Raw genomic sequence first — 8,189 nt, 5'->3', positions numbered from 1 at the left:
AGTTAATCAGCGGCCTTTTGCAATATTTCAACTGCGATATCGCGTGTTTTTTGCGCGCAGCTTATCTGTCTTGTTCTACTTGACCAAACTCAAGTTCAACCGGGGTAGAGCGACCGAAAATTAGTACCGATACTTTTAAGCGGCTCTTTTCATAATCCACTTCTTCAACCACACCACTGAAATCGGCAAATGGACCATCAGTAACACGTACCACTTCACCTGGCTCATACATTTTAGCAGGCTTAGGTGCGTTGATATTCTCTTGTAAGCGATTAAGAATACGGTCAGCTTCTTTCTTGCTGATTGGCGCTGGGCGATCCGAAGTACCACCCACAAAGCCCATAACACGTGGTGTATTGTTCACTAAGTGCCATGACTTGTCGTTCATTTCCATTTCGACTAACACGTAGCCTGGGAAAAATTTACGCTCAGACTTGCGCTTTTGACCGGCTCGCATCTCAACAACTTCTTCGGTCGGAACTAAAATCTCACCGAAATACTCTTCCAATCCCTCGATTTTAATGTGCTCAAGAATGGTTTGCGCAACACGTTTTTCAAAACCAGAAAAAGCTTGAATAACGTACCAACGCAATTTTCTTTCTTTATTCTCTTCAGACATGGGATTAGATCTCCACTCCAGTTAAATAGCCCACAACGCGGAATAAAATGCCATCCAATCCCCACAGGATAAGTGCCATCACTACGGTTGCAATCAATACGATGAAGGTAGTGTGCATCGCTTCTTGACGCGTTGGCCATACGACTTTACGCACTTCAATACGCGCTTCTTTGGCAAACGCGATAAAAGTTTTACCTTTCTCTGTGGTAGCTGCAATACCAAGCGCGGCTGCGATTGCTACGACAACGCCTACTGCACGTACTAGCACAGAAAGATCTGCGTACATGTAGTTACCCACTACCGCGGCACTTAATAGCACCGCTGCAACTAACCATTTAACCGTGTCCATCGAGCTTGACGGGGTTTCAACATTCGTGCTCATAGCTTATTACCTTTAATACAGACACAACAACCCTGCATCAGACAGGGTAAGTCATTCAATCCAAATTTAGAAATAAGTGCTTTTTTCGGAAAAACAAACATTATTTTAGACTTGGACTATTGAATTAAGTGGCAGGGGCGGCAGGACTCGAACCCGCAACCATCGGTTTTGGAGACCGCTGTTCTACCAATTGGAACTACGCCCCTGCAAAGTGGATGCTCATTATACTGACACTCAGCGTTAAAACAAGAGCAAAACATCGCCTTGGACAAAATTCCCTGCGTTCCGCATTCACCTCAACTGAAATGTTAGTCGCGTCCCCTACAGAAGACTGAGTATCTCTGGTACTCTTTTGAAAACTCTACGAAATAATGATTGTTTTTATTGACGAAAAGACATTATTCAGTTTAATTTATGTCCCGAATTTTTACGCAAGGATGTCTGCATATGTTCAATAATCTGTTTAATCGTAAACTCTACCCTATTCTTATCACGCCATTATTAAGCCTGTTGGTCGCTTGTAATTCTACTTCATCCGGTTCTAGTACCTTCACCAAACAATCCTCGACGCCTAACGTCAATGAAGTTGCTAAACAAGCCTATGACGGTCCAAAAGCACGCATTGCTGTTGCCCGCTTTACTGATAAATCAAATAATGCTTATTGGTACAATAAAGAAATTGGCGATGGCATGGCAGATCAGCTCACTACCGCTTTATTCAATACCAATCGTTTTATCGTACTGGAGCGCCAAGCGCTAGATGCCGTGACTGCAGAACAAGATCTTGCGGCCATGGGGCGAGTAAGCCAAGACACGGCAGCAGCCTACGGTGAGATCGAAGGAGCGGAAATTGTTGTGGTCGCCTCTGTCACCGAGTTTAAAGACAATGCGTCTGGTGGCTCAGTTGGCGGCGGTGGTTGGGTTGGTAACATGATAAGCACGGTATCCGCGGGTTTCTCTGGTGCTCACATGGCTGTCGATATTCGTCTTATTGATACCCGTACCTCACGAATTTTAGCGGCGACCAACATCGAAGGGGGTACCACAGACTTCGATTTCTCAGCAGCAGCCCTTAACTTTGGCGGCTCGATTATGGGCGGCGGCTTAAGCGGTTGGTCTAACACCCCAAAAGAAAAAGCACTGCGGGAAGTAATTATTAAAGCGGTTGCTTTTCTAGAAGGTAAAGTACCTGCCAGCTATTATCGCTATGACCCAAATAATCAACCCGTGCATGGGCAGGCAAGTGTAGCAAAGGCACCAGTGGCGGCAAAAAAAGTGCAAGCTAAGCCTCAAGATGAATTTAGCGTGCCAACAGGTCGTTTAACTCGGGTAGAAAAAATGAATATTGCTATGTCACGCATTCATTTAGTTTGCCTAGGGTATTTGAAAAATAAACCTGAATACGAAGATTTCGAAGTAGATGATGTCAGCTACGATCGCCCGACGGTGGCGGCGCTACGCGCTTATCAAGGCGAGAACGGCTTTGCGGTCACAGGGCTAGCTGATAAAACAACCAAAGAGGCCTTGGATAAATCAGAATGTATTGCACAAAGCAATGCAGCTGGAATGAAATCTCTAGGTAGTTATTTCGGTGTCGACGGCAGCAACTAACCTATCCCTACATGCGGCAAAGACCTTCTTTGCCGAAAAAATCGCAGATCAGCCAGATCTGTTCAAATGGCTGTTGCGGCGGCAAATGCAGTTCACTCAGTACGTGCGCTAAATCGGCGCGATGCCAAAGTGGACTGGCATTGCGAACAACCAACCACACTCGTTCACTGTGATAACTTTTCTTGAATTTTTGTTTCAGTAAGCGCGTCAAAGCTTGGCTGAGATGGTCGCAGTCAGGCGTTTGCGCCATCGCTGCGATATCGCGCTGCATGGCAACCGATAAAGGCCGCCCTAACAGCGCCATAGCTTCGGTTTCACTTGCATAAAGATGTGCAATTTCAAGGTCTAAGCGTGTTTCGCCTAAATAGCAACTGACATCAGGTTTACTGGGTTCATTATGCCAAATATGCCGCATCGGAATGGCAAACTGCTGTTCATACAAACGCATAAACAGCTTGGCTGCGTCATGTTCAAGTTGCAGTTTTTCTTTCTCACTGTCGCGTAACAAATTCATCATGCACCTCACCCGCTGTGACAGTCGATGCTAAAGAAAAAACCTCGTTTAGTCGATGTTTGTACTACCGAATCGTGCTTAAATGTTGGTAAACATCGCGCAGTAAACTCGATGCACCAAAACGAAAATGCGTTGCGTGAAGCCAATCAGCACCCATCAAGCGTGTTGCTAGCGCTAAATAAGGTGCTGCCTCTGCCACAGTTTTTACCCCGCCCGCAGCTTTAAAGCCAACCGCTTTTTGGCATTTAATAATGCTGTTTAACATCACTTCAGCAGCCGCTAAAGTAGCATTAACCGGTACTTTACCTGTACTGGTTTTAATAAAGTCTGCCCCCGCCAAAATCGCGATTTCGCTCGCTTGTGCAATCAAAGCAGGCGTTTGCAGCTCACCACTTTCTATAATGACTTTCAGTTTAACTGCATCACCACAGAGCTGTTTACTCGATTTAATGTATTGCCACGGGGTATCCGCATCATCCGCTAGGAGCTGTTGATAAGGCATGACTAAATCAATTTCATCGGCGCCATCAGCAATCGCAGCTCGCGTTTCTTCAAGCACTTTTTGCAACGCAAGATTCCCGTGCGGGAAATTTGTTACAGTTGCTACTTTGATAGTAGTCCAATCACGCGCCCGTAATTCTTGCTTACACAAAGCAACAAAGCGTGGATAAACACATACCGCGGCCGGTAAGCCTAGCTCAGGCTGAATACTGTCTAACATGGCCTTAATCGAATGCTCAGTGTCATCGCTATTGAGCGAGGTTAAATCCATTAAGCTTAGTGCTTGTCGGGCCACTGCCGTTAAGTCACTCATCATCTCAAATCCTACAAAGATTAAACTCTGTTCAGTAAAAAATATCTTGCCACTTTGCCACAGGACAAATGTCCGTAAAGCAATATTCTCGCTGCTTATTTAAGCGTTTAAGCGAGAATAAACGCTTTGCGTATGTCCACTTTACTTGACGTTGCCGGTACGCGACAAATAAGCAGATCCCCATCAGCCTAGGCCTACTATATAATTGGGATGAGGAGACACAGTCTCCATCGCAGCAACGACAAGTAAGAAAGGCATATCTCATAACCAAACCCTCTAAGCTGAGTTTAGCTCGCCCTATGTATCAAGTGCTTGTATTTATGCTGTTCTGGCCAATAAATTTGGTTTTTATAACTTTTAGATATATGGAGGCTATTTTTATTATTTTTTTGTCGAAATGCCTCACTATATCCTGCAAACCTGAAATATAAGCACCATTGTGATGTTCGAGGAAAGCCAAGTGCAGTACTTACCTATCTTTACCAAGTTAGAGAATAAACCTGTCGTCGTTATCGGCGGTGGCGAGGTAGCACTGCGCAAATGTCGCGCGTTGTTGAAGGCTAAGGCGCAATTGACCGTCGTCGCATTGCATTTTCACCCAGATTTCTATCAGTTTGATAGCGCACAAGTCACTCTGCTTGAGGCAGAGTTCAACCCAACGCAATTGACAGGTGCCATGTTAGTGATAGCAGCAACCGACAATGAAGACGTCAATCAAGCCGTGTTCGCTGCTGCAGAAGCCCAACATATTTTTGTTAATGTGGTCGATGATCAGCCGCGCTGCTCGTTTATTTTCCCCTCTATTGTTGACCGCTCACCTGTCACGATTGCCATTTCAAGTGCAGGTACAGCACCTGTGCTAGCACGCCGCTTACGGGAAAAACTAGAGACTTTGATCCCACAACATATTGGTCCATTAGCCGAGTTGGTGGGTACGTTTCGCGACAAAGTCAAAGCACGCTTTAGCAATCTCGCAGACCGCCGCCAGTTTTGGGAACAAGTATTTGACTCTACCGTGGTCAGTGATGTGCAACGCGGCGATCAAGTCGCCGCTACGCAGCAACTCGAAGCATTACTTGATGCTCAACCTGAGCCTCAAGGCGAAGTGTATATTGTTGGCGCAGGCCCTGGCGACCCAGAATTATTGACCTTAAAAGCACTGCAGTTAATGCAACAAGCGGATGTGGTGGTATACGACTACTTGGTTTCTGACGAAATTATGGAGTTAGTGCGTCGTGATGCAGAACTTATTTGTGTTGGTAAACGCATGGGCGACCACAGTGTGGCACAGGAAGACACCAATAACTTGTTAGTAAAGCTTGCCCAGCAAGGCAAGAAAGTGTGCCGCATTAAAGGTGGTGACCCGTTTATTTACGGTCGTGGCGGTGAAGAAGTTCAAGAGTTAGCGCGTCATCAAGTGCGCTATCAGATAGTGCCGGGCATTACCGCTGCTGCAGGCTGTAGCGCTTATGCAGGGATTCCACTTACCCATCGTGATCACGCACAAGCTATCCAGTTTGTGACTGGACACTGTAAAAAAGACGGACAAGATTTAGATTGGCAGTCATTAGCTAAACCAAATCAAACCTTAGCTGTGTATATGGGGGTAGTGAAGTCGCCGTATATTCAAGCACAGTTATTAGCGCATGGCCGCGGTGCAGACACGCCAGTCGCGATAGTAGAAAATGGTACACGCGCCAATCAACGTGTAGTCAGCACTAGGCTCAACGAATTAGCAAGCACTATAGAAGCGCATCAGATCCAATCACCCGCTTTGCTGATTATCGGTGAAGTGGCAGCGCTGCATAAAGAATTAGCCTGGTTTGGCAATACCGCGCAAACCGCCAGTTTTGCCCAGGCGCTCACCACGGTCAGCCATGCTGACACGAGTGTGGCATAGTTAAATTTAAACAGTTTGAAGTAGGACGACGAACATGGCTTTAACGCATCTTCAGCAACTCGAAGCTGAAAGTATCAGAATTATCCGTGAAGTCGCCGCTGAGTTCGAAAACCCAGTCATGCTCTACTCGATTGGTAAAGACTCGTCGGTGTTACTGCACTTGGCACGTAAGGCTTTTTACCCAGGTAAAATTCCTTTCCCATTATTACACGTGGACACTGACTGGAAATTCCGCGAAATGATCGAGTTTCGTGACCGTCTTGCCAAAGAATATGGTTTTGACTTGTTGGTTCATAAAAACCCTGAAGGTATGGCAATGGGCATCAGCCCGTTTGTGCATGGCTCAGCGAAACATACCGACGTCATGAAAACCCAAGGTTTGAAACAAGCCTTAGATAAATACGGCTTTGACGCTGCGTTTGGTGGGGCGCGCCGTGACGAGGAAAAATCCCGTGCTAAAGAGCGTGTTTACTCATTCCGTGATAAACACCATCGCTGGGACCCAAAGAACCAACGTCCAGAACTATGGAACAACTACAACAGCCAAATCAATCCGGGTGAAAGCATTCGGGTGTTCCCGTTGTCGAACTGGACTGAGTTAGATGTGTGGCAATACATCTACCAAGAAGGCATTGAAATCGTGCCACTGTACTTGTCCAAACCGCGCCCTGTGGTACGACGTAACGGTACTTTGATCATGGTTGATGATGACCGTATGCCACTTGAAGAAGGCGAAGTACCAGAAATGAAGTCAGTGCGTTTTCGCACGCTTGGCTGTTATCCGTTAACGGGTGCAGTAGAATCAACCGCTGATACGTTAACTGGAATTATCGAAGAAATGCTATTGTCGACCTCATCAGAGCGTGAAGGTCGGGTGATTGACCACGATTCAGCTGGGTCAATGGAAAAGAAAAAACGTGAGGGGTACTTCTAAATGTCAACCGCGAATGAAGTCAAAGAACTGGGTATTGAAGCCTATTTATCGCGTCAACAAAGCAAAAGCCTGTTGCGGATGATGACCTGTGGTAGCGTTGACGATGGTAAATCTACCCTGATCGGTCGTTTACTCCATGACAGCCACCAAATCTATGAAGATCAGCTGGCCGCGCTGCATCGTGACAATGAGAAAGTGGGTAACGCCGGCGATGAACTGGATTTAGCCTTACTCGTTGACGGCCTACAAGCCGAGCGTGAGCAAGGGATCACCATTGACGTAGCGTACCGTTATTTCTCAACTGCCAAACGCAAATTTATTATTGCTGACACCCCAGGTCATGAGCAATACACGCGCAATATGGTGACCGGTGCGTCAACCTCAGATTTAGCGATTATTCTTGTTGATGCGCGCTATGGTGTGCAAGTACAAACCAAGCGTCACAGCTTTATCTGTGATTCTTTGGGGATTGCGCAATTTGTGGTGGCTATCAATAAAATGGATATCGTAGGTTTTGATGAAGCGGTATTTAACCGCATCAAAGCCGAGTACCTGAAATTTGCTGAGCAACTCAATGTAAAAGACATTAAGTTTGTGCCTATTTCTGCTTTGAAAGGCGATAACGTGGTGAGCCGCTCGGCACACATGCCTTGGTACAACGAGCAACCGCTGTTAGAACTACTGGAAGATTCTCCAGCAGCAGAAGCAAATCATAGCTTTGAAGCGCGCTTCCCTGTGCAGTACGTGCTCCGTCCAAACCTAGATTTTCGTGGTTTCCAAGGCACCTTAAGCTCAGGTACGCTGGCCGCTGGCCAAGCCATCAAGGTGTTACCTTCAGGTAAACGCTCTACCATCAAAGAATTAGTTACCTTTGATGGTAATCTAGCAACGGCCGAAGCGGGCCAAGCCTTTACCATTACCCTGAACGATGAAATCGATATCAGCCGTGGCGATGTGATTGTGCCTGCTGAATCGAGCGCAGAAGTCAGCAACCAAGTCCAAGCTAAATTAGTGTGGATGCACGACGCGCCATTGGTATTAGGTAAAACCTATAACTTTAAGCTCGCCAGCAAGCGCACTTCGGCAATTGTGAAAAGCATTGATTACACCATCGACGTCAACACGCTTGCTCATGGCAGCGCAGACAATCTGCAATTGAATGAAATCGCGATTGTGACGCTGGAATTAACTGAAACTATCGTGGCTGATCTGTACCGCAACAATCGTGAAATGGGTGCATTCATCCTTATCGACAGACTCTCCAACCTCACCGTTGGAGCTGGCATGATTGAAGCAATTGCCACCACTCAGTCGCAACCACGTAGTCAGTTCAGTGAGTTTGAAGTGGAATTCAATGCTCTGGTTCGCAAGCACTTCCCGCATTGGCAAGCGCTTGATATCAGTAAGTTATAAGC

General features: G+C 46.4%; 8 protein-coding genes and 1 tRNA gene. 4 read left to right on the top strand and 5 right to left on the bottom strand.

The window, feature by feature from the left end:
• Window positions 1-61: 61 nt before the first annotated feature.
• The 3 genes from nusG to ACFOEE_RS14390 all read right to left on the bottom strand — a co-directional run bounded on the left by nusG (window position 62) and on the right by ACFOEE_RS14390 (window position 1,207).
• On the bottom strand, window positions 62-619 hold the full coding sequence (gene nusG, locus ACFOEE_RS14400) for a transcription termination/antitermination protein NusG (RefSeq protein ID WP_377125607.1): 558 nt from the start codon (window positions 617-619) through the stop codon (window positions 62-64).
• Window positions 620-623: 4 nt separating this feature from the next.
• A complete protein-coding gene (secE, locus tag ACFOEE_RS14395; RefSeq protein WP_377125604.1) occupies window positions 624-1,001 on the bottom strand; it encodes a preprotein translocase subunit SecE in 378 nt (125 codons plus the stop codon).
• Window positions 1,002-1,130: 129 nt separating this feature from the next.
• A tRNA-Trp gene (locus ACFOEE_RS14390) sits at window positions 1,131-1,207 on the bottom strand.
• Window positions 1,208-1,448: 241 nt separating this feature from the next.
• Between ACFOEE_RS14390 and ACFOEE_RS14385 the strand changes: the two genes are divergently transcribed.
• Window positions 1,449-2,612 (top strand): CsgG/HfaB family protein, encoded by a 1,164-nt coding sequence (locus ACFOEE_RS14385; protein ID WP_377125601.1) that lies wholly within the window; start codon window positions 1,449-1,451, stop codon window positions 2,610-2,612.
• A gap of 7 nt (window positions 2,613-2,619) precedes the next feature.
• Here ACFOEE_RS14385 and ACFOEE_RS14380 read toward each other — a convergent pair whose 3' ends face one another.
• A complete protein-coding gene (locus ACFOEE_RS14380) occupies window positions 2,620-3,120 on the bottom strand; it encodes a hypothetical protein (RefSeq protein WP_377125680.1) in 501 nt (166 codons plus the stop codon).
• Between the two features lie 70 nt (window positions 3,121-3,190).
• Window positions 3,191-3,940 (bottom strand): deoxyribose-phosphate aldolase, encoded by a 750-nt coding sequence (gene deoC, locus ACFOEE_RS14375; RefSeq protein WP_377125677.1) that lies wholly within the window; start codon window positions 3,938-3,940, stop codon window positions 3,191-3,193.
• A 460-nt stretch (window positions 3,941-4,400) separates the two neighbouring features.
• Here deoC and cysG point away from each other — a divergent pair, with 460 nt between their 5' ends.
• The 3 genes from cysG to cysN are packed head-to-tail and all read left to right on the top strand — an operon-like array spanning window position 4,401 to window position 8,187.
• Entirely contained in the window at window positions 4,401-5,840 is a 1,440-nt protein-coding gene (gene cysG, locus ACFOEE_RS14370) for a siroheme synthase CysG (RefSeq protein WP_377125598.1), read from the top strand.
• A gap of 34 nt (window positions 5,841-5,874) precedes the next feature.
• Window positions 5,875-6,774 carry a sulfate adenylyltransferase subunit CysD gene (cysD, locus tag ACFOEE_RS14365; protein WP_377125595.1) on the top strand — a complete coding sequence of 300 codons (900 nt, stop codon included), beginning with the start codon at window positions 5,875-5,877 and terminating at the stop codon, window positions 6,772-6,774.
• The gene (cysN, locus tag ACFOEE_RS14360) at window positions 6,775-8,187 is read left to right on the top strand and encodes a sulfate adenylyltransferase subunit CysN (RefSeq protein WP_377125592.1); all 1,413 of its coding nucleotides are present in this window, start codon (window positions 6,775-6,777) and stop codon (window positions 8,185-8,187) included.
• The last annotated feature ends 2 nt before the right edge of the window (window positions 8,188-8,189 follow it).

The organism is Pseudoalteromonas fenneropenaei (assembly GCF_042643375.1).
Lineage (GTDB): Bacteria > Pseudomonadota > Gammaproteobacteria > Enterobacterales > Alteromonadaceae > Pseudoalteromonas > Pseudoalteromonas fenneropenaei.
This window is presented reverse-complemented; position numbering and strand designations above follow the sequence as displayed.

Excerpts from the sequence above, each read along its gene's own strand:
- nusG (WP_377125607.1), bottom strand. The coding sequence starts at position 619 with ATGTCTGAAGAGAATAAAGAAAGAAAATTGCGTTGGTACGTTATTCAA.
- secE (WP_377125604.1), bottom strand. The coding sequence starts at position 1,001 with ATGAGCACGAATGTTGAAACCCCGTCAAGCTCGATGGACACGGTTAAA.
- ACFOEE_RS14385 (WP_377125601.1), top strand. The coding sequence starts at position 1,449 with ATGTTCAATAATCTGTTTAATCGTAAACTCTACCCTATTCTTATCACG.
- deoC (WP_377125677.1), bottom strand. The coding sequence starts at position 3,940 with ATGAGTGACTTAACGGCAGTGGCCCGACAAGCACTAAGCTTAATGGAT.
- cysD (WP_377125595.1), top strand. The coding sequence starts at position 5,875 with ATGGCTTTAACGCATCTTCAGCAACTCGAAGCTGAAAGTATCAGAATT.
- cysN (WP_377125592.1), top strand. The coding sequence starts at position 6,775 with ATGTCAACCGCGAATGAAGTCAAAGAACTGGGTATTGAAGCCTATTTA.